The 20,587-nt window shown below is 69.5% G+C and carries 24 protein-coding genes and 2 tRNA genes; 10 read left to right on the top strand and 16 right to left on the bottom strand.

Annotated features, from left to right (window positions below):
* Positions 1-90 precede the first annotated feature (90 nt).
* Positions 91-1,407 carry an FAD-dependent oxidoreductase gene (locus AMY39116_RS0303160; protein WP_020416261.1) on the top strand — a complete coding sequence of 439 codons (1,317 nt, stop codon included), beginning with the start codon at positions 91-93 and terminating at the stop codon, positions 1,405-1,407.
* Here the strand turns inward: AMY39116_RS0303160 and AMY39116_RS46760 are convergent.
* Both AMY39116_RS46760 and AMY39116_RS0303150 read right to left on the bottom strand, forming a co-directional pair.
* Positions 1,404-1,559 (bottom strand): hypothetical protein, encoded by a 156-nt coding sequence (locus tag AMY39116_RS46760; protein ID WP_020416260.1) that lies wholly within the window; start codon positions 1,557-1,559, stop codon positions 1,404-1,406. The genes AMY39116_RS0303160 and AMY39116_RS46760 overlap by 4 nt on opposite strands.
* Positions 1,559-2,395 carry a class E sortase gene (locus tag AMY39116_RS0303150; protein ID WP_020416259.1) on the bottom strand — a complete coding sequence of 279 codons (837 nt, stop codon included), beginning with the start codon at positions 2,393-2,395 and terminating at the stop codon, positions 1,559-1,561. The genes AMY39116_RS46760 and AMY39116_RS0303150 overlap by 1 nt, the downstream gene beginning before the upstream one ends.
* A gap of 92 nt (positions 2,396-2,487) precedes the next feature.
* Between AMY39116_RS0303150 and crgA the strand changes: the two genes are divergently transcribed.
* Both crgA and AMY39116_RS0303140 read left to right on the top strand, forming a co-directional pair.
* Positions 2,488-2,754, top strand: a complete 267-nt coding sequence (gene crgA / locus AMY39116_RS0303145) for a cell division protein CrgA (RefSeq protein ID WP_027935586.1) — start codon at positions 2,488-2,490, stop codon at positions 2,752-2,754.
* A 189-nt stretch (positions 2,755-2,943) separates the two neighbouring features.
* Positions 2,944-3,243, top strand: a complete 300-nt coding sequence (locus tag AMY39116_RS0303140) for a PH domain-containing protein (protein WP_020416257.1) — start codon at positions 2,944-2,946, stop codon at positions 3,241-3,243.
* Here AMY39116_RS0303140 and AMY39116_RS0303135 read toward each other — a convergent pair.
* Positions 3,240-4,175 (bottom strand): rhomboid family intramembrane serine protease, encoded by a 936-nt coding sequence (locus tag AMY39116_RS0303135; protein ID WP_164470586.1) that lies wholly within the window; start codon positions 4,173-4,175, stop codon positions 3,240-3,242. The two genes, AMY39116_RS0303140 and AMY39116_RS0303135, sit on opposite strands and share 4 nt — an antisense overlap.
* Before the next feature lie 28 nt (positions 4,176-4,203).
* Complete coding sequence (locus tag AMY39116_RS0303130) at positions 4,204-4,755, bottom strand: peptidylprolyl isomerase (protein WP_017985993.1); 552 nt, start codon at positions 4,753-4,755, stop codon at positions 4,204-4,206.
* 97 nt (positions 4,756-4,852) lie between these two features.
* Between AMY39116_RS0303130 and AMY39116_RS0303125 the strand changes: the two genes are divergently transcribed.
* A complete protein-coding gene (locus AMY39116_RS0303125; RefSeq protein WP_235716044.1) occupies positions 4,853-5,455 on the top strand; it encodes a hypothetical protein in 603 nt (200 codons plus the stop codon).
* A 150-nt stretch (positions 5,456-5,605) separates the two neighbouring features.
* Here the strand turns inward: AMY39116_RS0303125 and AMY39116_RS0303120 are convergent, their stop codons facing one another.
* Complete coding sequence (locus tag AMY39116_RS0303120) at positions 5,606-6,058, bottom strand: hypothetical protein (protein WP_027935584.1); 453 nt, start codon at positions 6,056-6,058, stop codon at positions 5,606-5,608.
* Between the two features lie 161 nt (positions 6,059-6,219).
* A complete protein-coding gene (locus AMY39116_RS0303115) occupies positions 6,220-6,735 on the bottom strand; it encodes a DUF2020 domain-containing protein (protein ID WP_020416253.1) in 516 nt (171 codons plus the stop codon).
* 126 nt (positions 6,736-6,861) lie between these two features.
* Between AMY39116_RS0303115 and AMY39116_RS0303110 the strand changes: the two genes are divergently transcribed.
* Both AMY39116_RS0303110 and AMY39116_RS0303105 read left to right on the top strand, forming a co-directional pair.
* Entirely contained in the window at positions 6,862-7,866 is a 1,005-nt protein-coding gene (locus AMY39116_RS0303110; RefSeq protein ID WP_020416252.1) for a M14 family zinc carboxypeptidase, read from the top strand.
* A 33-nt stretch (positions 7,867-7,899) separates the two neighbouring features.
* Positions 7,900-8,529 carry a transcriptional regulator gene (locus AMY39116_RS0303105; protein ID WP_020416251.1) on the top strand — a complete coding sequence of 210 codons (630 nt, stop codon included), beginning with the start codon at positions 7,900-7,902 and terminating at the stop codon, positions 8,527-8,529.
* Here the strand turns inward: AMY39116_RS0303105 and AMY39116_RS0303100 are convergent.
* The 7 genes from AMY39116_RS0303100 to AMY39116_RS0303070 all read right to left on the bottom strand — a co-directional run bounded on the left by AMY39116_RS0303100 (position 8,519) and on the right by AMY39116_RS0303070 (position 14,402).
* Entirely contained in the window at positions 8,519-9,397 is an 879-nt protein-coding gene (locus AMY39116_RS0303100) for a spermidine synthase (RefSeq protein WP_020416250.1), read from the bottom strand. The genes AMY39116_RS0303105 and AMY39116_RS0303100 overlap by 11 nt on opposite strands.
* Before the next feature lie 10 nt (positions 9,398-9,407).
* A complete protein-coding gene (locus AMY39116_RS0303095; RefSeq protein ID WP_020416249.1) occupies positions 9,408-10,244 on the bottom strand; it encodes a hypothetical protein in 837 nt (278 codons plus the stop codon).
* Positions 10,241-11,554, bottom strand: coding sequence for a hypothetical protein (locus AMY39116_RS0303090; RefSeq protein WP_235716042.1), 1,314 nt, complete (start codon positions 11,552-11,554; stop codon positions 10,241-10,243). The genes AMY39116_RS0303095 and AMY39116_RS0303090 overlap by 4 nt, the downstream gene beginning before the upstream one ends.
* On the bottom strand, positions 11,551-11,841 hold the full coding sequence (locus AMY39116_RS0303085; protein WP_020416247.1) for a DUF6403 family protein: 291 nt from the start codon (positions 11,839-11,841) through the stop codon (positions 11,551-11,553). The genes AMY39116_RS0303090 and AMY39116_RS0303085 overlap by 4 nt, the downstream gene beginning before the upstream one ends.
* A gap of 101 nt (positions 11,842-11,942) precedes the next feature.
* Positions 11,943-14,054, bottom strand: a complete 2,112-nt coding sequence (locus tag AMY39116_RS0303080; protein WP_020416246.1) for a DUF262 and DUF1524 domain-containing protein — start codon at positions 14,052-14,054, stop codon at positions 11,943-11,945.
* Between the two features lie 57 nt (positions 14,055-14,111).
* Positions 14,112-14,184: transfer RNA gene (locus AMY39116_RS0303075), tRNA-Ala, on the bottom strand.
* A gap of 29 nt (positions 14,185-14,213) precedes the next feature.
* Positions 14,214-14,402, bottom strand: a complete 189-nt coding sequence (locus AMY39116_RS0303070; RefSeq protein ID WP_017985983.1) for a DLW-39 family protein — start codon at positions 14,400-14,402, stop codon at positions 14,214-14,216.
* A gap of 169 nt (positions 14,403-14,571) precedes the next feature.
* On the opposite strand from AMY39116_RS0303070, the gene AMY39116_RS0303065 reads away from it, so the two are divergent.
* The 3 genes from AMY39116_RS0303065 to AMY39116_RS0303055 all read left to right on the top strand — a co-directional run bounded on the left by AMY39116_RS0303065 (position 14,572) and on the right by AMY39116_RS0303055 (position 17,379).
* Positions 14,572-15,969 (top strand): FAD-binding oxidoreductase, encoded by a 1,398-nt coding sequence (locus AMY39116_RS0303065; protein ID WP_020416245.1) that lies wholly within the window; start codon positions 14,572-14,574, stop codon positions 15,967-15,969.
* A gap of 61 nt (positions 15,970-16,030) precedes the next feature.
* Entirely contained in the window at positions 16,031-16,264 is a 234-nt protein-coding gene (locus tag AMY39116_RS0303060; protein ID WP_020416244.1) for a CsbD family protein, read from the top strand.
* Between the two features lie 146 nt (positions 16,265-16,410).
* On the top strand, positions 16,411-17,379 hold the full coding sequence (locus tag AMY39116_RS0303055) for a MerR family transcriptional regulator (RefSeq protein WP_020416243.1): 969 nt from the start codon (positions 16,411-16,413) through the stop codon (positions 17,377-17,379).
* Here the strand turns inward: AMY39116_RS0303055 and AMY39116_RS0303050 are convergent.
* Positions 17,376-18,233 carry a YceI family protein gene (locus AMY39116_RS0303050; protein WP_020416242.1) on the bottom strand — a complete coding sequence of 286 codons (858 nt, stop codon included), beginning with the start codon at positions 18,231-18,233 and terminating at the stop codon, positions 17,376-17,378. The two genes, AMY39116_RS0303055 and AMY39116_RS0303050, sit on opposite strands and share 4 nt — an antisense overlap.
* Before the next feature lie 103 nt (positions 18,234-18,336).
* Positions 18,337-19,470: a PP2C family protein-serine/threonine phosphatase gene (locus AMY39116_RS0303045; protein ID WP_020416241.1), complete on the bottom strand. Its 1,134-nt coding sequence runs from the start codon at positions 19,468-19,470 to the stop codon at positions 18,337-18,339.
* A 149-nt stretch (positions 19,471-19,619) separates the two neighbouring features.
* On the opposite strand from AMY39116_RS0303045, the gene AMY39116_RS0303040 reads away from it, so the two are divergent.
* On the top strand, positions 19,620-20,447 hold the full coding sequence (locus AMY39116_RS0303040) for an LLM class flavin-dependent oxidoreductase (RefSeq protein ID WP_020416240.1): 828 nt from the start codon (positions 19,620-19,622) through the stop codon (positions 20,445-20,447).
* 60 nt (positions 20,448-20,507) lie between these two features.
* Here the strand turns inward: AMY39116_RS0303040 and AMY39116_RS0303035 are convergent.
* Positions 20,508-20,581, bottom strand: a tRNA-Ile gene (locus tag AMY39116_RS0303035).
* Positions 20,582-20,587: the final 6 nt, after the last annotated feature.

Genomic DNA, 20,587 nt, shown 5'->3' with positions numbered 1-20,587 from the left:
TGTGGACCGCAATTCATATCACAGTGAAAGTAAGGGTCACCTATCTTTACCGTGGCAAGGGTGAGCCGTAGTCCTCTTCGCGTCGCCATCGTGGGCGCCGGCCCCGCCGGCATCTACGCCGCCGACATCCTCGACAAGTCCGACGCCGACGTCAGCATCGACATCTTCGAACGCATGCCGGCGCCGTTCGGGCTGATCCGGTACGGCGTCGCGCCCGACCACCCGCGCATCAAGGGCATCGTCACCGCGCTGCACAAGGTGCTCGACCGGCCCGGCATCCGCCTGCTCGGCAACGTCGACTACGGCACCGACATCAAGCTGGACGACCTGCGCGAGTTCTACGACGCGGTCATCTTCGCCACCGGCGCGATGAGCGACCGCGCGCTGAACATCCCGGGCGTCGACCTGCCCGGCAGCTACGGCGCCGCGGACTTCGTGTCCTGGTACGACGGCCACCCGGACGTCCCGCGCACCTGGCCGCTGGACGCGACCAGTGTCGCCGTCCTCGGTGTCGGCAACGTCGCGCTGGACGTCGCCCGGGTGCTCGCGAAGACCGCGGACGAGCTGCTGACCACCGACATCCCGCCGAACGTGTACGAGGGCCTGAAGTCGAGCAAGGTCACCGACGTGCACGTGTTCGGCCGCCGCGGGCCCGCCCAGGCCAAGTTCACCCCGCTCGAGCTGCGCGAGCTGGACCACTCGCCGAACGTCGAGGTCATCGTCTACCCCGAGGACATCGAGTTCGACGACGGCTCGATCGCCGCGATCCGCGCCTCCAAGCAGGTCGACATGGTGGTCAAGACGCTCCAGGAGTGGGCGATCCGCGACCAGGGCGACCGGCCGAAGCGGCTGCACCTGCACTTCTTCCACTCGCCGACGGAGATCCTCGGCGACGACCGGGTCACCGGCCTGCGCACCGAGCGCACCGAGCTGACCGGCGACGGCAACGTCCGCGGCACCGGCGAGTTCCACGACTGGGACGTCCAGGCCGTGTACCGCGCGGTCGGCTACCTGTCGTCCGAGCTGCCGGAGATCCCGTTCGACCACGACAGCGGCACGGTCCCGAACGAGGGCGGCCGGGTGCTGGACATCGACGGCGACCAGGTGCCGGGCGTGTACGTGACCGGCTGGATCAAGCGCGGCCCGGTCGGCCTGATCGGCCACACCAAGGGCGACGCGGCCGAGACGATCCGCAACCTGCTGGCCGACGCGGACCAGCTGACCGCGCCGGAGCAGGCCGACCCGGACGCGATCACGTCGTTCCTCGCCGACCGCGGCGTCCCGTTCACCACCTGGGAAGGCTGGGGCAAGCTGGACGCGCACGAACGCGCCCTGGGTGAGCCGCAGGGCCGTGAGCGCGTGAAGGTCGTGGAGCGCGAGGAGATGATCCGCGTCTCGCGCGGCTAGTTCACCGACACCTGGTTGAACGGGAGCATCGGCTCCAGCCAGGGAAAGACGACGAACAGCAGCAACGCGATCACGCCGAGCACCAGCACGAGCGCGATCAGGGCCCGGACCGCGACCGGTCCGGGCAGCTTGCGCCAGATCCAGCCGTACATCACACGCCTCCGATCGCCTGCAGCAGCTGTTCGTAGGTGGCACCCGGGGTCTTCGGGTACTGGTTGGTCAGCACCGCGTGCACGATCAGCCGCTGCTTGTCGGAGAACCGCGGGTGGCAGGTGGTCAGCGTGAGCAGGGCGACCTGCTGGGCCGTCGGCAGCACGTCGGCGGTCTGGTGCGGCACCGGCGCGACCACCTCGCCCTGGTCCGGCCGCACGATCTCCCGGCCGAAGGTGCGGCCGTACGGGCCGCCGTCCGGCGCGTCCGTGCGCAGCGTGCCGACGTTCGCGCACTGCGGCCGTGCGGCCTTGTCCGCGTTCCAGTTCGCGAGCTCGTCGGAGTGCGGCAGGACGCGGTAGACGAAGAAGTCGCTCTGGGTCTCGATCACGATCGCGTCGCACGAGGCGAGCAGGTCGAGGTCGTTGAACGGGGCGCCCTTGCCCACGCGGTGCCCGGCGACGGCGAAGTTCCCCGGCTCGCCCGGCAGCGCGGTGCCCTTGTAGTGCCCCGGCCCGACTTCGAGCGCCTTCGCGTCGGTACCCTCCTGGATCGTGAAGTGGTAGTCCGCGCCGAAGCTCGGGATGTACATCTTCGCGAACGCCTCGCCGTCGATCAGGTCGGCGTGCAGCGTGCGGCCCTGCGCCCAGTCCTGGTCCAGCGCCACCGTCGCGCTGGCCTGCTTGCGCGCGGAGAACAGGTCCGTGACGTAGAGCTCGTAGACCACGAACAGGAGCACGACGAGTCCGGCGGTGATCAGCAGTTCGCCGATCGTCCGCACGGTCCTGGCGAAACCGCCACCGGACTTCTGCGGTGGCGGGGCGTCGAGGACTGCCACGCGCGCTCCTCTCTCGGGGACGCTTACGTTAACGTGTGAGGTAGGAGGTGGATGCGCACCACCTGGCCAAACCCGAACACCGCGAGGTTCCGATGCCCAAGTCCAAGGTCCGCAAGAAGACGGCTTACACGCCGCCGGCCGATCGGCGCACGCCGGTCAAGGTGCGTGCCGCTGGGCCGTCCAGCCTGATCTACAAGATCGTGATGTTCGGGCTGATGCTGCTCGGCCTGGTCTGGCTCGTCGTGAACTACATCGCGGGCGACAAGATCCCGTTCATGGCGGACCTTGGCAACGGCAACTTCGCGGTCGGCTTCGCGTTGATGATCGTCGGTCTGCTCATGACGATGCGCTGGCGCTGAGCGGAAGATCACAGCGATTGCCCCGAACAGCCGCTTGACCACTAATTACAGCACTGTGACTTTTCCCCAGTGTGGATAACCACTGTGGATAACTCGTCTCCGCACTGGGCTCCGCGACCCGTTCTGGTCGGAGCCGGTTGTGCCGCGGCCGTTTTCGCGGCGGCCGCGGCGGTACTGGCGAGCGACCGCATGGGCACCGTGTTCTTCGCCGTCGCGGCGATCGCGCTGACCGCGTTGTCCCTGCACGGTTTGCTCGTCCGCCCCCGTCTCACCGCGGATCCGCGTGGGCTGCGGATCCGCACCACGACGGGAAAACACGACCTGCACTGGCCCGAGGTGACCGCGCGCGTGCGCACCACTCGCCGCCTCGGCCGCGACTCGGCGACGCTGGAAATCGAAGCGGGCGAGCAGCTGTTCGTCTTCGGCTGGCTCGAACTCGGCGCCGACCCGCGGGACGTGCTCGACACGCTGACCGCGTTGCGGCCCTAGCCGGGGATCCCGCAGTTCAGCTCGTCACCACGGTAGCCGCACACCACGCTCGCCAGCTGCGCATCACGCACGAACACCAGCACCAGCAACGCGATCAGCAGCACCGCCACCGCGCCGCCCTGCCAGTACTGGCGCCCCTTCGCGGGGGCGTACACCATCGCCGCCGTGACGAGCGCGCCGACGACCAGGCCACCGAGGTGGCCGAGCAACGAGATGTTCGGCAGCGACACGGTGATGATCAGGTTCAGCACGATCGTGCCGATCGCGTACGCCGGGTTCAGCCGCAGCCGGATGACGGCGACGAGCATCGCGCCCAGCAACCCGTAGATGGCACCGGACGCCCCCGCCGTGCCCCGGTCGACCCCGTCGAACAGGTACACCGCCACCGCGCCGCCCAGCAGCGACACCAGGTACAGCACCGTGAAGCGCACGCGCCCCAGCAGCGTCTCCATGTCGCGGCCGAGGATCCACAGGGCGAGCATGTTGACCGCGAGGTGGATGGGGCCGTAGTGCAGGAAGCCGGACATGACCAGCCGCCACCACTCGTCCTCGCCCGCGATCGCCAGCGGCCACAACACCCCGTCGCCGAACAGTGGCGCGGTGTCGTTGCGGGTCAGGCTGCCCGCCTGCGACACCGTGACCACGTACGCCAGCACGTTGAGCACGATGAGGATCGGCGTGACCACCGGCCGGTGCGAAACCTGGGCGCCGGCGACCGTGCGCGGCGTGTAGCGCTGGACGTTCTGCTCGCGCCGCCCGGTCTGCACGCAGTCGATGCACTGGTAGCCGACCGAGGCCTCACGCAGGCAGTCCGGGCACGCCGGACGGCCACACCGGACACAGCTGAGCCCGGTGGGGCGCGACGGGTGCCACCAGCAACCGGGCAGGGCCGACTGCTGGGGCGGCTGCGAGGCAGGCGGGTGGGGAGGCATGTTCACGATGCCTCCAACCTACCCTGGCTCAGCCTGCGCGTTCGATGTCGATCTTCTCGATGACGACGTCCTGCAGCGGCTTGTCCGCCGGGCCGGTCGCGGTGTTCGCGATCGAGTCCACGACGTCGCGCGACTGCTGGTCGGCGACCTCACCGAAGATCGTGTGCTTGAAGTTCAGGTGCGGCGTCTTGGCCACGGTGATGAAGAACTGCGAGCCGTTGGTGCCCGGTCCCGCGTTCGCCATCGCCAGCAGGTACGGCCGGTCGAACTGGAGTTCGGGGTGGAACTCGTCGCCGAACTGGTAGCCGGGGCCGCCGCGGCCGGTGCCGGTCGGGTCGCCGCCCTGGATCATGAAGCCCGAGATGACGCGGTGGAAGATCGCGCCGTCGTAGAACGGGCCGGAGTTCTCGCCCTTGGCGTTCGGGCGCTGGTACTCCTTCGTGCCCTCGGCGAGGCCGACGAAGTTGGCCACCGTCTTGGGGGCGTGATCAGGGAAAAGGTTGATCCGGATGTCCCCGGCGTTGGTGTGCAGGACGGCGGTCGCCTTCGCACCAACGAGGGATTCACTGCTCTGGGTCACCGCTTCATCGTGCCATCCGCAGCGAGATCGGCCGGAAACGGGCAGGATGGTTACGGGGATGGAACGTGAGACGAAACGATTGTCGAGGTGAAAGGCCATGACCCGAGCTGCGGACTCGGTGGGTGAGTCGGTCAAGGCCGGCTTGCTCGGCCTGAGCAAGCGGGCCGTCGAGGTCGGCAAGGCAGGCGCCGAGGTGACCGCTCAGGCCGCCCATGCGGCCGAGAAACGGCTTTCCGAGAGCACCGAGGAGGCGCGCAAGGAAGCCGCCAAGCGGGGCCGTCAGGCCCGGAAGGACCTGAGCAAGGCCAGCAAGCAGGCGCGCAAGGAGGCCGCGGCGCGGCTCGCCGAGCTGCGCAAGCCCGGCCGCAAGGCCCGCAAGGCCGCGGTGCAGGCCGCGAAGGCCGCCGGCGAGTCGAAGCGCAAGGCCAAGAAGGACTTCAAGCAGGCGAAGAAGGACTTCCGGGCCGCGCTGGAGGAGGCGAAGCTGGCCGCCAAGGGCACGAAGAAGAGCCGCAAGTGGCCGCTCTTCCTGGTGCTGGGCGTCCTGGCCGCGGCGGGCGCCGCGGTCGCGCTGCGTGGCAAGCAGGAGCCGCCGGTGGCCACCGAGCCGCCGCGCGCCGCGCCGAAGCCGGCCACCCCGGAGTCGACGGCGAACGGCCAGCACGCGCCGAGCCCGTCACCCGCGGAAAAGCAGAACTGACACGTTCCACCGGAGGTGCCGCTCGGCTCTGAGCCGAGCGGCGCTTCCGCCTGCGCGGGCGACGTCCGCGGGATGCCCGCACATGCGAAAACGGCCGCTTTCCCTACTGGTACCGAAGGGAAAACGGCCGCTTCGCGCGCGTGGCCTGCCTCAGGCGGCGGCCGCGTGCTTGTCGATCAGCTTGCCCAGGCGGGGCAGCGCCTCCTCGACGTTCTTCTTGCCGTTCGGGCGCAGCTTCTCGTAGACCTTCTTGATGCTGTCGCGGCTGCTCTTGGCGGCGCGCGCGTCGGTCACGCCCAGCAGCGCGTCGGCGGCCTGGTCACCACGGCTGGACAGGTAGGCGCCGAAGTCGCCGCCACCCTGGCCCTTGAAGTCGGCGTAGAACGGCTCGAGCGCGGCGGTGAAGTCGTCGAGCAGGCTGTCGACGGCGGAGCCGATGATGCCCGGCTTGATCTTCTTGACCGCGGCGAAGCCGGTCTTGATGACGGCGCCGGACACGCCGCCCTTGTCCGAGACCTCTTCGTCGACCAGCGTCTCCAGGTCGGTCACAACGGCCGGACGCCTGCTGGAGTCGAGCAGGATTTCCTTGAGGGTGTCAGCCACGAATGTCTGTCCTTCTTCACATCGAGGTACACGGGGGGCTTCTCGCAGCCCGTGGCACGGCGCCGGCCGCAGGTCTCGACCGAACGCGTGCTGGTCCTCCCCCGGCTGCGAGGTGCGATCAGGGTAATACAAGATCAACTTGACACTGCACCCTGGCGGCCTTAAAGCCGCGAGATCGCCTGCCGGGCAACGGTTCTCGCCTTCACCGTCTGTTGCTGATCGGTGGTCACCACGACGGCCGTACCGCCCTTGGCCACGGCATATACCGCGCCGTCCGGTTTCGCTGCGTAACCGCCCTGCCACCCTGGCGGATCGGTCGCGGGGTTGCTCGTGGCCACCGGGGCCGCCTGGTCGACGATCGCCTTCGCCACCGCCGGATCGCCGGTGTAGACGCGCACGGTCAGCTGGAGCTTCCCGGAGCGCGCGTAGAAGAAGCACGTCGGGTGCGGCTGGTCGGCGGAGACCTCCACCTTCGACACCCGCTGCCCGTTGGCGTCCGCGACGAACGAGTTCTCCAGGTACGGGCAGGGCGCGGCACGGGCCGGCGTGGGCTCCGGCGGCAGCTGCACGGCGGTCGTCGCCGGCGCACTCGGGGACGGCGGCGTCTCCGGAGCCTGCTGGGCGGCACAACCGGCCAACGCGGCGGCCGCGATCAGGGCGGGCAGAACTCGTCGCATAACCCGATCAGTGAACCACCCGGCGCCCGCCGGGTTGTGGCGGGCGCGCCGCTACAGCAGGGTAGAAGGCACTACTCTACGTGTTCATTCGGAGGCGAAATGTATTCACGTCGGGCCGCCGGTGGCGTGCTCGCCCTGGTGACCGGAGCCGCCCTGCTGGCCGGGACCGCGCCCGCGCAGGCCGTCGCGGCCGAATTCCCGGCCGGCGACGAGGGCTACCACACCTACGCCGAGGTCACGACGGAACTGCAGAAGGCGACCGCGAACCACCCGGACATCGCGGTGCTCTCCAGCGTGGGCAAGTCTTACGAGGGCCGCGAGCTGAACCTGGTGAAGATCAGCGACAACGCCGCCGCCGACGAGGGCGAGCCCGAGGTGCTGTTCACCTGCAACCAGCACGCCCGCGAGCACCTGACCACCGAGATGTGCCTGCACATCGTGCAGCGCTTCACCGACGGCTACGCGACCGACCCGCACATCCGCTCGCTGGTCGACGGCCACGTGATCTGGGTGATCCCGAACGTCAACCCGGACGGCTCGGAGTACGACATCTCGGACACCGACTACAAGTACTGGCGCAAGAACCGCAGGCCCGTGGACGGCGGCAAGATCGGCACCGACCTCAACCGCAACTGGGGCTACAAGTGGGGCTGCTGCGACGGCTCCAGCACGCGGCCCGCCTCGGACACCTACCGCGGCCCGTCGGCCTTCTCCGAGCCGGAGACGCAGGCCGTGTCGAGGTTCGTCGACTCCCGCGCGTCGGGCGGGAAGCAGCGGATCAAGGCGCACATCGACTTCCACACCTACTCCGAGCTGGTGCTCTGGCCGTTCGGGCACACCGAGGAGGACACCGGCGAGGGCATGACGGCCGAGGACAACGCCCGCTTCCGCGATGTCGGGCAGCGCATGGCGGCGACCAACGGGTACACCGCCCAGCAGTCCAGCGATCTCTACGTCACCGACGGTGACATCAACGACTGGATGTGGGGCACCCACAAGATCCTGACGTTCACCTTCGAGATGTACCCGACGAGCCCGTTCCCCGGCTTCTACCCGCCGGACGAGGACATCGTGCGGGAGACGACCCGCAACGACGCGGCCGTGGACATCCTGATCTCCGAGGCGCGCTAGACAATCGATCCAGGTTTTGTACATCATGCCCAGGTGACCGATGCCGACGCGGTGCTCTCCGCGCTCCGACCCGTGCTCGACGGCCTGGCCGCCACCTTCGGCGGCAACTGCGAGGTCGTCCTGCACGACTACCGGCGGCCGGAGGGCTCCGTCGTCGCCGTCGCGGGCGAGGTCACCGGCCGGGCGCCCGGCGGCTCGATGAGCGAGCTGGGGCTGAGCCTGCTCAAGCAGGGCCGCGACGCGCGCGACCAGATCAACTACCTGACGCGGACCCCGGCCGGGCGCGTGGTCAAGGCCTCCACGATGCTGCTGCGCGACCGCGACGGCGAGGTGTTCGGGGCGTTGTGCGTGAACCTGGACGTGACCGACCTGCGGCACGCGGCCGTGCTGCTCGGCGAGCTGGCGGCGGTGACCGCGCTGCCCGACGCGACCACGACGTTCACCAACGACGTCGGGCAGCTGATCCGCGCGGTCGTGGCCGAGGAGGAGCTGAAGCTCGGCCGTCCGGTGAGCCGCATGACGCGCGCCGAGCGGCTGGACCTGTTCCGGGCCCTCGACGAGCGCGGGCTGTTCGCGCTGCAGAAGGCCGTGCCGGAGGTGGCGGCCGCGCTGGGGATCTCCCGCGCGTCGGCCTATAACCACCTGGCCGAGATCAGGTCCTAGGCGGCAGGCCGAAGACGTTCCACGGCGGACGCGGGGTGTCCAGCGCCTCGTCGTCGTGGATCGGTTTCGCGTTGCCGCGGAACCGGTCCAGCTCCTCGCCGCTGGTGACGCGGGCCGGGAAGGCCGCGGACGCGGCGCGGCGGGTGATCTCGTCGACGGGCAGGTCCGCGCGCGAGGCGACCAGCACGACGTTGCCGAACCGCCGCCCGCGCAGCACCCCGGAGTCGGCGAGCATCACGACGTGCGGGAACACGGCGCCGATGGTGGCGACGACCCGGCGGGCGAACTTCAGGCCCGGCCCGTCGGCGACGTTGATCAGGTACGTGCCCGCCGGCCGCAGCACCCGCGCGACGTCGGTGGTGAACTCCAGGGTCGCCACGTCGCCCGGCATCTTCGCGCGCTGGAAGACGTCCGCGACGACCAGGTCGGCCGAGTCGTCGCGGCGCGTTGCGACGCCCTCGCGGCCGTCGGAGATGCGCACCCGCAGGTTCGGGACCGCGCGCAGGTCGAGCTGTTCGCGGACGAGGTCGATGAGCGGCTCGTCGGCGTCGAAGACGAGCTGCCGCGAGCCGGGCCGCGTGGCCGCGATGTAGCGCGGCACGGTGCAGCCCGCGCCGCCGAGGTGCAGCGCCTCCAGCGGGCCGCCGGCGAGGCAGTCGATCACGTCGCCGATGCGCCGCACGTACTCGAACTCCAGGTGCGTCGGATCGTCCAGGTCCACATAGGACTGCGCGACCTCGTCGACGGTCAGGAGCCAGGCGTTGGGGCGGTCGGCGTCGGCGAGCAACTCGGCGAGTCCGAAGCGGACCGGGTAGCGGCCTGGAACCGGTCGGGCGGCGCCGCGCCGCTTCGTGCCTCTGCCTGCCATTGCCGCAACTTTACGTGACGCGACGGCAGCGTTCGCTCAGCGCGTCGACCCGCTTGGCCAGCGCGTTGTAGTCCGCCTCGGTGCGGGCGTCCGGGATGTCGTCCAGCAACCGCACGTAGTCGTTGATGATCGAGGCGGGGTGCCGTCCGTCGAGGTCGATGATCTGCTGGGCCAGCACGGCGGCTCCGGCGTTGAGCCTGCTGCGGGCGTCGCCTTCCGCCGTCCGCTGTTCCTGCACGCGGATCGCGAGCCGGGCGGCGCGCCGGGCCGCGAGGTTGAGACCGACCGCGCCGAGCACGACGGCCAGCACCGCGGCTCCGGCGATGAGGAACCGCGGCAGCGGCGCGCTGACCTCACGCGCGCCGTCCGGGACGGTGCCGGCGCGGACGAGCAGGTCGTAGTTCACCGCGACGACCTTGATCGCCTCCAGCGGCCGGTCGGCGAACTGGTCGATGCCGCGTTTGATGATCTGTTCGGCCACGAAGGCCTTGCCGAAGTTTTCGTCGTCGCGGTCGGGCAGGAGCGCGCAGCCGTAGGTGTCGTACTCGTCGCCGTCCTGGCTGAGCAGCAGGACGAGGTTGCCGTCGGCGGCGCGCTCGACGTCGTCACAGCCTTCGCGGAGGTCCGCGCCGGGTTCGTCGAGGATGACGACGAGCCGCCGGTTGCCGATGACCCGTTCGGCCGCGGCCTCGTCGAGGTCCACCCCGTCCGCAACGTACACCGAGGACGTGCGCACGTCGCGGGCCATGGCGCCGTCGAAGATCCCGCCGGTCCACAGTGCCCAGAGCGCGAAGGCGAAGCAGACGACGGTGGCGATGCCGAAGGTGCTGCGGAAGAACTTCGTCATGCCAGCCTGCCCCGGAGGTAGACAGCGGGCCGGTACTCCCGGCGCTTCAGGGTCTTCGCCACGTGGTCGAGTTCGGCCTCGGCGTCGTCGAGGAGTGCGGCGACGTGCTGGTCCGGCAGGTTCTCGGCGACGGCTTCCCGCGCGGACTGGAGGGTGGCGATCGCCCTGGTCAGCGCGGGGTCGGTGGTGTCGCCGGTAAGCCCGGAGACCTCGATGGCCAGCGCGGTGAGGCCGGCCATCCGCACGCTCGCGCCCGACCGCCGTCGCGCGGCCGTGCGCACCGCCCGCGCCGTCAGGACCAGGAAGACCACCGCGCAGGCCGCGAAGATCCACGGCAGCGCGGGCAGCGCGACCCGGACGGGGTCGAACGGCTGGTACGGCAGGGGGCGGTCGAACAGGCCCGCGTAGCGGACGTCGGTGACGCGGTCGAGGTAGGCGCCGAGGATGTTGCGCTGCGGGTAGGCGTAGAGGCTGAGCCGGTCGCTGTACTGGCCGTAGAAGCTGGCCGCCGCGACCTCGGCGAAGTCGGCGGCCTGCGGCCCGTGGTACTCGACCCACTCGCCGACCATGACGACGATCGGCTTGCCCGGGAAGACGCTGGTCAGCGCGGTGCCGTAGTCCGGGATGGGCTGCCCGGCCTGCTGCCGCGGGAGGACGACGAACAGCGCGCCGTTCGGGAAGGCGTCGGCCGCGGAGGGGATGTCGGTCATGCCGTGCACACCGGTGGCGCGCAGGTCCGCGACGACGGGTTCGAGCTCGGCGGCGGTCGGCTGGCGGTACCGGATGGTGTCGGTGTCGGGTGGTTCGGGCCGGTCCTGGATGTGGGCGATCAGGAAGAGCAGCAGGTCGGTGACGTCACCGGCGGCGAACTGGGCGCGCCAGCCGGTGAGCCGGTCGGCGACGACCTGGCCGGGGTCGCCGGTGACCTGGGTGCCCATGATCGTGATGTTCGCGTTCTCGACGTCGCGGACTCGGTCGCGCTCGGCCTTGTCCAGCCCGGGCGGGGCGACGAGGATGCGGACGTCGGTGCCGCCGGTCGCCGCGCGGACCTGCTGTTCGTCCCACTGCGCGATCGAACCGGGCAGGCGGGTGACCGGGTTGGCGGCGACGAGCGCGGTCATCTCCTCCACGGAGGGGACGGTGGTGTCGCTGAGCTCGCCGGCCTCGCCCTCACGGATGGGTTCGGTGTGCGTCGGCGACTGTCCGTAACTGACGTCGAAGGCCTGCCCCTGGGCGACGAGGAAGACGACGAGAACGCCGATCGCGGCGGCGAGGCAGCCCCAGCGCAGCCATTCGAGCCCGCGCTTCACGCGTCGCGCCACAGCTGATCGGCCCGGCGGGCGGCGTGCTCGGCGGTCTCGGCCGCGCCGGTGCCGCCACCGTCGGCGAGCAGGCGCTCCGCCTTGGCGAGGAGGTGTTCGGCCTCTTCGACGTCGGTCCGGGCGGCATCACGACTGATCTGCGCCCTGGCGACAGCCGCCCGCGCCGACGACCAAGCGGTGCCGGTGGAGCGGCGCCGGTCGCGCCACCGCGGAAGCAAGACGACACCACCGCCCGCGAGGACGAGCACCACGGCAGCGGCGAGCCAGACGGCCAAGGAGGACAAGGGAACCCCAGCGGATCAGGTGATCAACGAGCCCTGATTGTCCATGATCGGAAGGCCGGGCGCGACAGGTTCACCCAAGATGTCACATCAGATCATGCAGCAGCTTCGGCACCGTTGCCCAGTTGACGCTCCAAAGCCTGCCGGACCAGGCCGAGGACATACGGGATGTCGTCCTCTCGGCTCAGTCCGACCTCGACGTCACCGTTCCCCCAGCGGCCGAGGTTGGTCACGTCCTTTGCGATGCCACGCACATCCCGGAGCTCGGAGAACGGCATGTTGAGGGAAAGCCTCAGCCGAGACGCCTGCGGCACGATGTCGACGATGTTCGTCTCCGCCTTGTACGCGATGTAGAGCTTGAGGACTTCCTCGTTGATGTTCGGGTCGAGCGCGAGCAGATGCGGTCGTAGCGCCTCGAAGAGGACGCGCATCGGGCGGCCGACAGCGAGGTGCGGATGGTCCTCGAGGCTGTATCTCGAGCCCGCCTGCCCCTTCTTGGGGCGGTACGCATCCAGCACACTGTCGTCCAAAGCTGGCGCCGACCAGACCTTGACGACAAGGGAGGCCAGACGGTCCGCTCGTGCGTCGATGGCAGCCTCGTCCCATCGCTCGACAGCGCCAAGGCCCTGGTTCAGGCGCAGCGGGCTCTCCTTGAAACCGCCAGGCATGTCCCGCTTCTCGGCGAACGGCCGGTCGCTGTACTCGCTGTTGTAACCGGTAAGCGTCAGATTGCCGATGGTGTGCAGCTTGGCCGCGTGGACACGTTCCCAGTCGGGCCCCAGTTCCTGCCGCCACGAACTGGACAGGTTCTCGTTCTGCGGCATGATGTGCTCGACGGTGTACTCGTCGACAGGAACCCGTTCCTTCCGATCGAAGTTCTCAAGACGTCGCAACCAGTACGACCGACGCGGCAAGTTGTACATGTCACGGGTCACAAGTTCACGTGCGAACTCCGCGTCGTTGGGAAACCGACGATACGACGGCAACAGCAAAAATGCGGCCTTGACGCTTTCCAGGTAGCGATCTTTCTTGAGCGATCTACTGAAAGTCGAGAACGTCTTGTTCAGCGAATTGGTCGGAATAGCACAGATTGCCCGCCGGAACACGTAGGACTCGATCAAGCGTAGCGTTTCAAGGAACTCGTCCCGAGACAAAACCTGAGTGGCGTAGTCATTGTACAGTTCGAGCAGCAACGGGTACGCCACGTCGACTTTTAGGTCACGCAAGTCGGCGAACGCATCGGCGAGCCCACTATCGCTTTCGCGCTTCAAAGCCATGGCACAGTAGTAACCGGCGTAAGCACGCACGTCCGCCACCAGCGCGTCGACACCTGCTGCGGCTACTTCCTCACGGCGTGCGTATGACTTGAAGGCGTCGTAGACCGCACGAACATTGGGGATTTCGCCAGTTCGGACCGTGAGGTAGTGGCGCATGAACGAGTCAAAGTGCGCACCGTACCCCTCCTGACCGAAACCGAGTTCCATCGGCCGCCAATGTCGTTCGTACAACTCGTTCTGCAGGTCAGGTTCGAGACCCATCAAAACGAAGTTGCGGATCAGATCAGCTTGACTGAGCTCCCTGCCGGTGGAGTTCATGCTCTCAAAGATGAGCTGAGGGTTGTCCTGCTCGCGGTTCAGCGAGACATCGACGATGACCAGCTTGCTCAAGCCGCGGCACAGCGACACCAGGTCACCGTTGAGCGCTCCTATCCGTTCGTCGAAGAACTCGAAGTTCTGCTTGATACGCACGGAGTGATCGGCGGGGAGGTCTCGCTGCTGTAGCAGCGCCGTGAGACTGTCCTTGTCCGTCTGCGTGAGTAGCAGTTTGAAGGCCTTCTCCCCGTCCTCCAACGGATTGAGCAGGTAGTAGTTGCGCAACTTCTTCGCGGAGAAGCCGTCGACGGGTTCGCTGTCGCCTAGGTGGCGCGAGAGGGCCTCCAACAAGAGGCTCACTGTTGTGAGGCGTTGCTGTCCGTCGATCACCAGAAGGGGCGACTGACTGGAAACCTGGTAAAGCCCCTTCTCGACGTAGACGACCGAGCCTACGAAGTGCGCACTGACGCCTTCATCCCTGCCCGCCCGGAGAATGTCCGACCACAACTGCTCACACTCGGCACGCTGCCAACTGTAAGTCCGCTGGTAGATCGGTATGACGAACTGCGGCGACTTCTTCAGAAACTGGAGAAGTGAAGCCTCGGTTGCCTTCACGCCCGCTACACCCCCATGTGACGCGGTCAAGCAGCGGCAAGCGCTGATGTCACTTTGTGGAGCTGAGGGGAATCGAACCCCTGACCTCTGCCTTGCAAAAGCAGCGCTCTACCAATTGAGCTACAGCCCCGGACGCGGGCCCCCAAGCCCGCGGGAAGTTCAGTTGTTCGTGCCTGCCTCGGCGGCCTTCGCCGGCGCGCTGCCGTTCGTCGAGACCGCGGCCAGCGGGCGCTCGGTCGGGGCGGTGGCCTCGCGCCACAGGTCGGCCTCAGCCTTCGCGTCCTTGTTGCGCTTGATCACGAACAGCACCCCACCCGCGACGACTGCGAGCGCCAGCAGCTTCTTCACGTTCAGGCCCCTCTTCGACGGTCCGGCTGACCTCACGATGCTACTGCACCCACCAGGGGGAGGTTCGCGCGGTGCGGACGGCCGCGAATTGTAATGCCGGTCACATCCACTTCGACTTCCTCTGGTGGTTCGCGCCACGTCCACCGTCCGCCCGCGAAAGCAGGAAGTCATGAACCCCTTCGACGTGGAGACCTTGCGGCGGTCCCTCGACGGCGCCGCCCTGACACCCGGCGATCCGGGCTACGACCAGGGCCGCGCCGTGTGGAACGGCCTCATCGACCGCCATCCGGCGGTCATCGTCCAGCCGTCCGGCCCGCGTGACGTCGCCACGGCGCTCGCGACCGCCCGGGACTCCGGGCTGGAGGTGGCTGTCCGCGGCGGCGGGCACAACGTCGGCGGGGCCGCGGTCGCCGATGGCGGCCTGACCATCGACCTGAGCAGCCTCGACCAGGTCGTGGTCGACCCCGGCAGCCGCACCGCGCGGGTCGGCGGCGGCGCGCGCTGGCGACAGGTCGACACCGCGACCCAGGGGCACGGCCTGGCGACCGTCGGCGGCACCGTCAGCGACACCGGCGTCGCCGGCCTCACCCTCGGCGGCGGCTTCGGCTGGCTCACCAACCAGTACGGCCTGGCCTGCGACAACCTGCTCTCCGCGGAGGTCGTCCTCCCCTCCGGCGACGTGCTGCGCGCGTCGGACACCGAGAACACCGACCTGTTCTGGGCCCTGCGCGGTGGCGGCGGGAACTTCGGCGTCGTCACCGAGTTCGAGTTCCGGCTCCACCCGGTCGGGCCGATCGTCCAGCTCGGGCTGTTCTTCTGGGACGACGACCGCGGCGCCGAAGCCCTGCGGCACATGCAGGGGATCGTCGAATCGTTGCCGCGGAAAGCCGGCGCCATCATCGCGGCGCTGAACGCTCCGCCCGCCGATTTCGTGCCCGAGGAACACCACTTCCGCCCGGGTTACGCGCTCCTCCTCGCCGGTTTCGGCCCGGAACCGGAATTCGGCGAAGCCGCGCAGCAGGTCCGCACCGGTCTCGCGCCGCTGTTCGAGTTCACCACCCCGATGCCCTACGTCGCGCTCCAGCAAATGCTCGACGAGACCGCGTTGCCGGGCATCCTCGCCTACGAGAAAGCGCTTTACCTGGACCGCTTCTCGGAGCCGGTCATCACCGCGGTCACCGAACGGATGCCGCTGCGGAGCTCGCCGATGTCGTTCCTGCCCAACATGTTCGCGGGCGGCGCGTTCACCGAGGTCGCCGACGACGCCACGGCGTTCGGCGGCGCCCGGAACCCCGTGGTGCTGTTCAGCATCGCCGCGCTGGCCACCGACGCGGACCTCCTCGCGCGTGACCGGCAATGGGCCCGGGATCTGTGGGACGCCGTGGCGCCGCATTCGTCCGGCACCGGCGGCTACGTCAATTTCATGACCGACTACGAGGACGACCGCGTGCGCACGAGTTTCGGGGCCGCGAAATACGCACGGCTGGCCCGGATCAAGGCGCACTACGACCCGGAGAACCTGCTGCACCGCAACCCGAACATAAAACCCGCACTCGCACCCGCGTGAGTGATTAGCGCCCTCGCCACCCGGGTAGCCGATTCGTGACGGTGACGAAGGAGGGGCAGGAATGACCGACAAGGAAGACCGTCAGGAAGGCATCAAGGGCGCGGTCGAGGGCCTGAAGGGCAAGGTCAAGGAGACCGCGGGCACGTTCCTGGGGAACGACTCGGCGCAGCGGGAAGGCCGCGCGCAGCAGGAGAAGGCGGACGCGCAGCAGCGGGTCAGCGAGAAGGAAGCCGAAGCCGACCGGGCGCGGGAGGAAGCGGCCCTCGGTGAGGCGCGGCAGCGCAGCGAGCAGTAACACACCCCGAGACACGGCCAGGTCAGACGCGGCACGGTTCCCCGTCTGTCCTGGCCGTTCCACGTGGAACCAAGGTTGACCTTGTCCCTGGGGCAAGCCCCACAGTCGCTTCCGCCGGGCAAACTGCCTGGTACGAGGAGGGCGACATGGGACTGCTCACGATCGGGGCGTTCGCCCGCGCGGCGGGACTGTCCCCGAAGGCCTTGCGGCTCTACGACGACCTGGGCCTCCTCCGGCCCGCGTCGGTCGACCCGGTGTCCGGCTACCGGCGGTACTCGCCGGACCAGCTGGAGCGGGCCCGCCTGATCGGTTTGCTGCGCCGGACCGGGATGCCGCTGGCGCGGATCTCCCTGGCGTTGTCCAGCTCCGATCCGGCAACCGAGGTCCTCGCGTACTGGCGTTCGGTCGAGGCCGACGTCGCGGCGCGCGGGCGGCTCGTCGCCTTCCTCGTCGAGCAACTGTCCGGAAAGGACACTGCGATGACGGGACTCATCCACGCCGCACGCGCCGACCGTGGCCTGGTGCGGGAATCGAACCAGGACGCCGCCTACGCCGGGCCGCACCTGCTGGCCGTCGCCGACGGGTTCGGCCAGGGCGGGCACCAGGCGAGCGTCGCCGCGATCGAGGCCGTGCGGCCGCTGGACTCGCTGACGAGCGGCGATCCGCTGGCGGCCCTCGGCGAAGCGTTCCGCGCGGCCGGCGCCGCAGTCCGAAACCTCGAGGACGCCGGCACCACGCTGACCGCGCTCCTGTGGTCGGGTTCCCGGCTCGGGGTCGTGCACGTCGGCGATTCGCGCGCGTACCTGCTGCGCGCAGGCGAGCTCCACCAGCTGACGCAGGACCACGTGCAGGGCACCGCGATCCCGGCGACGCTGGTCAAGGCCTTGCACCGGCAGCCGGCCGAGCCGGATCTGCTGCTGCGCGACGGCCGGGACGGCGACCGGTACCTGCTGTGCTCCGACGGCCTCTACAACGCGGTGCCGGCCGACGTGCTGCACGCCGAGCTGCGGGCGGCCGCCACCCCGGGCGACGCCGTCGGCACGCTGGTCGACCTCGCGAACCGGCGTGGCGGCCCGGACAACATCGCCTGCGTGGTCGCCGACGTCGCGGCTTAGGCGCCGCGGACGGCCTGGACGTCGAAGCGGAGCTCGACCGTCGAACCGACCACGACCAGGCCCTTCGCGAGCGTCTGCTGCCAGTTGATCGTGAAGTCCTCGCGGTGCAGCTCGGCCTTCGCGACCGCGCCGAGGCGCTCGCCGTTCCACGACCGCAGGCCGAGGTAGCTCGCGTCCAGGCGCACGCCGCGGCTCGCACCGCGCAGGTTGAGCGTGCCGTCGATCTGCCAGCGGTCCCCGGCCACGCGCTGGGCCCGGTCGCTGAAGAAGTGGATCTTCGGGAAGCGTTCGACGTCGAGGAAGTCGGGCGAGCGCAGGTGCTCGTCCCGCTTCTCGGCAGCGGTGTCGATGCTGGCCGCGTCGATGACGACCTCGATCGACGAGTTCTCGATCCGCTCGCCGACAGTGACGCTGCCGTGGAAGCGCGTGAACCGGCCGTGGACGCGGGACAGGCCGATGTGCCGCGCGACGAAGCGGATCGACGTGTGGTCCGGGTCGATCACCCAGCGGCCCGGACCCGGCAGGCGGACGCTCGCGTCGGGGTGCAGCTCGACGTCGCCCAGGGAGGTGTGGTCGCCGCTGGCGACGTCGACGGTGTGGGTGGCCTCGCGGTAACCGCCCGCGGTGATCGTCACCTGGTAGGTGCCGGTGGCCGCGGTGACGACCACCAGTCCGTAGTCGTCGGACACGGCCCGGAACACCCGCGGGCTGCGCTTGTGCCGGAGGACCATCTCGGCGCCGGCCAGCGGGTTGCCCGTCTCGTCCCGCAGCCGGGCGCTCACCAGGCCGGCGCCGGCCGCGAAGGTGACGGGCTCCCCCTGCCGGCCGTCACGTCGACGCAGGCGGCTGAACATCGGAGGCGCTCCCATCGGTCGGTGGTCCGCAGGCGACCATAACCAGCCGAACGGCGTTCCGTGACCCGGTCGTTACCAGAGTCACCGCTCCGGCATCGCTGAATCACCCCATCCAGTCGAGGCAGATGACGCAGGCGTCGTCCTTGGGGTGCCCGGCGGCGGCATCGACAACGGCCCTGGTCATCGCCTGCACCACGGCACGCGGGTGCAGGTCGGCGGTCTCCCGCGCCAGCCTGCTCAGGTCCACCGACGCCGCCTCCCGCTCCAGCATCCCGTCGGTCAGGAGGAACAGCCGGTCACCCGGGCGCAGGTCGACGACCTGGACCTCGTGCGGCTTGTCCTGCAGGCCGGTGCCGAAGGGGGTGTCGCGGTGCAACGGCAGCTCGCGGACGTGGCCGTCGCGCAGGAGCAGCGGGAGCGGGTGCCCGGCGTTGACGACTTCGGCGCGGCCTTCGGCCAGCTCGAAGCGGAACAGCTGACCGGTCGCGTAGGGGATCTTCGCGTGCTCCCGCACGGCCCGGTCGGCCTCCGCCGCCTGGTCGGCGAGGGACCGGTTGGCGCGGCGGGCGCCGCGCAACGCGCCCATGAGCAGGGTCGCGACCAGGCCAGACTGGACGTCATGGCCGACCGCGTCGGTGATCGTCAGGTTCAACGTGCCGTGGTCGAGGGCGTAGTCGTAGGTGTCGCCGCCCACGTCGTCGGCGGGCACCAGCGCGCAGGCGAGCGTGAACTCCGGGGCCTCGCAGCACGGGGCAGGCGGCAGCAGCTGGTGCTGGATCTCGGCGGCCAGGCTCACCTGGGTGGTGCGCTCGCCCCACTCGTAGAGATCGGTGAAGCGCCGGTCGGTGACGATGAGGTAGGCGAGGGCGTGGGCCACCTCGCCCACCTGCTCCAGCACGTCGGGGCGGGGCACGGTCGTTTCGAGCAGACCGATGGCGTCACCGCGGTGCGTGACGGGCACGATGACGCGCCCCTGGTCGTGGAACGGCTCCTGGCTGTAGAGGACGCGCTCGTAGACGGTGCCGGCCAGGTCGACGCGGTCGGCGTCCGCGCCGCGCAGGGCTGTGCCGTGAAGCCGGACGAGCGCGCGGGCCACGAGGTCGACGAGCAGGAACGAGGTGTCCGAAGCGGCGAACCGCTCGGCCAGGTAAGCCGCGACCACGTCGACCGAGCGAACCGGAGAGGCCCGCTCAGCGGCGGCGAGCACCGCCGCAAGACCGGACGGGACATCGGACATCGCCGGCTCCCTCCCTCGGTCGCGGTGGATACCCGCTCAGACCGGCCGGTTAACCCTCCAGCGGCGGGTCCTGTCGGATGCACGGTGGCTCGTTCGTAGAAGATGTGAAGCTCGGCACCAGGCCGGGCCACGTGGGAGGAGCTCCACCGATGACGGGTGGTTCGACACACGAGATCAGGCCGTTGCGGTTCGGCGTCGTCGCGCCGATCACCACTGACATGCCGGCTTGGCGTGATCAGTTGCGCGGGCTGGCCGACAGTGGTTTCTCGACGGTCCTGATGCCCGACGTGCCGCAGTGGCAGCCGGCACCGGGCCCGGCGCTCGCCGTGGCGGCAACGATCACCGGCCTGCGCGTGGGCACCTGGGTGTACGCGTCTCCGGTGCGGCCCGCGTGGATCACGGCGTGGGAGGCGCACTCGCTGTCCGTGCTCACCGAGGGGCGGTTCGAAATGGGCATCGGCACCGGCCGGCCCGGGATCGCCGACCAACTCCGTGAGCTGGGTCTGCCGCTCCCTCCGGAGGGCCAGCGGTGGAGCCAAGTGCGTGACGTCGTCGCCGCCTTGCGGGAGCTCGACGGTCCGGACCGGCACACGCCGGTGGCCATGGCCGTGCGCGGCCCGAAGGCACAAGCGCTGGCGGCTGAACTCGCCGACACGGTGACCTTCGTGATGCCACAGATCGAGACCCGGGCGGCGACGGTGCAACGGGTAGAAAGCTTCGACAACCACCGCGGTGCGGAACTGGCATTGCACGTACCTGTGGTCGGCGACTCGGTCGCCGCGTTCATGGCCGGACCCGACACCGACCCCGCCGCCGTCCGGGCCGCGGACTCGCTCGCGTTCCTGCCCAGCGATCCCGCCGCTGCGGCCGAGGAAATCCAGCGGCGACGCGAGGAAATCGGCTTCTCCTACTTCGTGTTCGGCGCTGACGCCGCCGGTGCCCTCGCGCCGGTGGTCGCCGAGCTGGCGGGACGGTAGGCAGCCAACAAAGACTCAGCCCCCGTTTCCCTTGGTTGGGAGACGGGGGCTGACCTGTTGTGGGCCCAGGAGGACTTGAACCTCCGACCTCTTCGTTATCAGCGAAGCGCTCTAACCGCCTGAGCTATGGGCCCTCGAAC

It is taken from the genome of Amycolatopsis sp. ATCC 39116 (assembly GCF_000231075.2).
GTDB classification, from domain to species: Bacteria; Actinomycetota; Actinomycetes; order Mycobacteriales; family Pseudonocardiaceae; genus Amycolatopsis_E; species Amycolatopsis_E tucumanensis.
This window is presented reverse-complemented; position numbering and strand designations above follow the sequence as displayed.

Coding starts and splice junctions, on each gene's coding strand:
- AMY39116_RS0303140 (WP_020416257.1), top strand. CDS start 2,944: ATGGGCACCGTGTTCTTCGCCGTCGCGGCGATCGCGCTGACCGCGTTG.
- AMY39116_RS0303060 (WP_020416244.1), top strand. CDS start 16,031: ATGACCGACAAGGAAGACCGTCAGGAAGGCATCAAGGGCGCGGTCGAG.
- AMY39116_RS0303135 (WP_164470586.1), bottom strand. CDS start 4,175: ATGCCTCCCCACCCGCCTGCCTCGCAGCCGCCCCAGCAGTCGGCCCTG.
- AMY39116_RS0303065 (WP_020416245.1), top strand. CDS start 14,572: ATGAACCCCTTCGACGTGGAGACCTTGCGGCGGTCCCTCGACGGCGCC.
- AMY39116_RS46760 (WP_020416260.1), bottom strand. CDS start 1,559: ATGTACGGCTGGATCTGGCGCAAGCTGCCCGGACCGGTCGCGGTCCGG.
- AMY39116_RS0303125 (WP_235716044.1), top strand. CDS start 4,853: ATGACCCGAGCTGCGGACTCGGTGGGTGAGTCGGTCAAGGCCGGCTTG.
- AMY39116_RS0303115 (WP_020416253.1), bottom strand. CDS start 6,735: ATGCGACGAGTTCTGCCCGCCCTGATCGCGGCCGCCGCGTTGGCCGGT.
- AMY39116_RS0303040 (WP_020416240.1), top strand. CDS start 19,620: ATGACGGGTGGTTCGACACACGAGATCAGGCCGTTGCGGTTCGGCGTC.
- crgA (WP_027935586.1), top strand. CDS start 2,488: ATGCCCAAGTCCAAGGTCCGCAAGAAGACGGCTTACACGCCGCCGGCC.
- AMY39116_RS0303055 (WP_020416243.1), top strand. CDS start 16,411: ATGGGACTGCTCACGATCGGGGCGTTCGCCCGCGCGGCGGGACTGTCC.
- AMY39116_RS0303050 (WP_020416242.1), bottom strand. CDS start 18,233: ATGTTCAGCCGCCTGCGTCGACGTGACGGCCGGCAGGGGGAGCCCGTC.
- AMY39116_RS0303100 (WP_020416250.1), bottom strand. CDS start 9,397: ATGGCAGGCAGAGGCACGAAGCGGCGCGGCGCCGCCCGACCGGTTCCA.
- AMY39116_RS0303095 (WP_020416249.1), bottom strand. CDS start 10,244: ATGACGAAGTTCTTCCGCAGCACCTTCGGCATCGCCACCGTCGTCTGC.
- AMY39116_RS0303045 (WP_020416241.1), bottom strand. CDS start 19,470: ATGTCCGATGTCCCGTCCGGTCTTGCGGCGGTGCTCGCCGCCGCTGAG.